We start from the raw sequence: 2,007 nt of genomic DNA on the forward strand, positions 1-2,007 counted from the left end.
CGCGCTGCGCTGGCTGGCGCCGGCGGCGCGGCGCTCGTCGGCGCGGTCGTCCTGCTCGTCCGGCGGCGCCGTCGGCCGGCGGCGGCCGGACGCCGATAGGCTCGGGGTCCGTGAAGACCTCGTGATCGGCACCGGCGGCCGCGAGCACGCGCTCGCCCTCGCCCTCTCCCGCGACCCGCACGTCACCGAGGTGCACGCCGCCCCCGGCAACCCGGGCATCGCCGCGTTCGCCACGCTGCACCCGGTCGACCCGATGGACGGCGCCGCCGTGGCCGCGCTGGCCGCCGAGCTGGGCGCCGACCTGGTCGTCGTCGGTCCGGAGGCCCCGCTCGTCGCCGGCGTCGCCGACGCCGTCCGCGAGGCCGGCATCGCCTGCTTCGGCCCCAGCAAGGAGGCCGCGCAGCTCGAGGGGTCCAAGGCGTTCGCCAAGGACGTCATGGCCGCCGCGGGCGTCCCGACCGCCATGGCCCACGTGTGCACCACCCGCGAGCAGGTCGAGGCCGCGCTCGACGCGTTCGGCGCCCCGTACGTCGTCAAGGACGACGGTCTCGCCGCCGGCAAGGGCGTCGTCGTCACCGACGACCGCCAGGCCGCGCTCGACCACGCGCTGGCCTGCGACCGCGTCGTCATCGAGGAGTACCTCGACGGCCCGGAGGTCTCGCTGTTCGCGATCACCGACGGCGAGACCGTGCTGCCGCTCCAGCCCGCGCAGGACTTCAAGCGCGCGCTGGACGACGACGCGGGCCCCAACACCGGCGGCATGGGCGCCTACACGCCGCTGCCGTGGGCCCCGGACGACCTCGTCGAGGACGTCTGCCGCCGCGTGCTCGTCCCGACGGTCAGGGAGATGGCCCGTCGCGGCACCCCGTTCCAGGGCCTGCTCTACGCCGGCCTGGCGCTGACGTCCCGCGGCACCCGGGTGGTGGAGTTCAACGCCCGCTTCGGCGACCCCGAGACCCAGGCCCTCATGGCCCTGCTGCAGACGCCGCTGTCGACCCTGCTGCACGGTGCCGCGACCGGCGAGCTCGGCCGCGTCGGCCTGCCCCAGTGGCGCACCGGCTCGGCCGTCACGGTCGTCGTCGCCTCCGAGGACTACCCGGAGTCGCCGCGCACCGGTGACGTGATCGAGGGCGTCGACGACGCGAACGCGATCGCGGGGGTGGACGTCATCCACGCCGGCACCGCGCTGGACGCCGAGGGACGCCTGGTCACCGCCGGCGGTCGCGTGCTGGCCGTGACGGCGTCCGGCGACGACCTGGTCCAGGCCCGCGAGCGCGCCTACGCCGGCGTCGACGCGATCCGGATCCGTGGCGCCCACCACCGCCGTGACATCGCGCTGAGGGCGTCGCAGGACTGACCCTCGCGCAGGCGCAGGAGTAGCGTCCCCACCACACCCGTGGAGGCGCCGTGCCCGTCCTGTCCCGCGTCCTGTCGGCGCTGGGAGCCGTCGTGCTGCTGGCCGGCCTCGTGGCCGTGCACGTCGACCGCGAGGTGCTGGACGCCGACCGGTTCGTCGGCCACGTCGACGACGTCCGCGGCGACCCGGCGGTGTCGCGCCTGCTCGGCGTGGAGATCAGCGACCAGGTCATCGAGGTCGACCCCGAGCTCGTCGCGCTGCGGCCGCTGCTGGAGTCGGTGGGCGACAGCCTCGTCTCGAGCCCGGCGCTCGGCCCGGTCTGTCGCGCGCCGCGGTGCGCCCGCTGCACGACGCGCTCGTCGTCGGCGCGACGACCAGCTCGTCCTGCAGCTCGCCGACGTCGCGCGCTCGTCGTCGCGGCGGTCACGACCGTCGCGCCGGACGTGGAGGCGTCGCTGCCCGACGACCTGGACGTGCGGCTCGCCGAGATCGGGTCCGGCAGCGTCACGGACGGGTTCGTCGGCCGGGCCCACCTGCTCAGCACGCTGTCGTGGGTCCTGCCGGTGGCGGCCCTGGGGCTCGTCCTGGGCGGGGCCTGGCTGGGCGGACGTCGCGGTCGCGGGCTGGCCGACGCGGTGGGCGCGCCGTGC

The 2,007-nt window shown here is 76.4% G+C and carries 2 protein-coding genes; both read left to right on the forward strand.

Going from position 1 to position 2,007, the window contains the following annotated elements; translation table 11 throughout:
- Window positions 1–121 precede the first annotated feature (121 nt).
- Entirely contained in the window at window positions 122–1,357 is a 1,236-nt protein-coding gene (gene purD, locus AC2W7G_RS14810) for a phosphoribosylamine--glycine ligase (protein WP_485869112.1), read from the forward strand.
- Between the two features lie 50 nt (window positions 1,358–1,407).
- The coding region (locus tag AC2W7G_RS14815; protein WP_485869113.1) for a hypothetical protein at window positions 1,408–2,007 on the forward strand (600 nt) is incomplete at its 3' end.

Source organism: Aeromicrobium sp. PFPM2_SD2 (assembly GCF_057364525.1).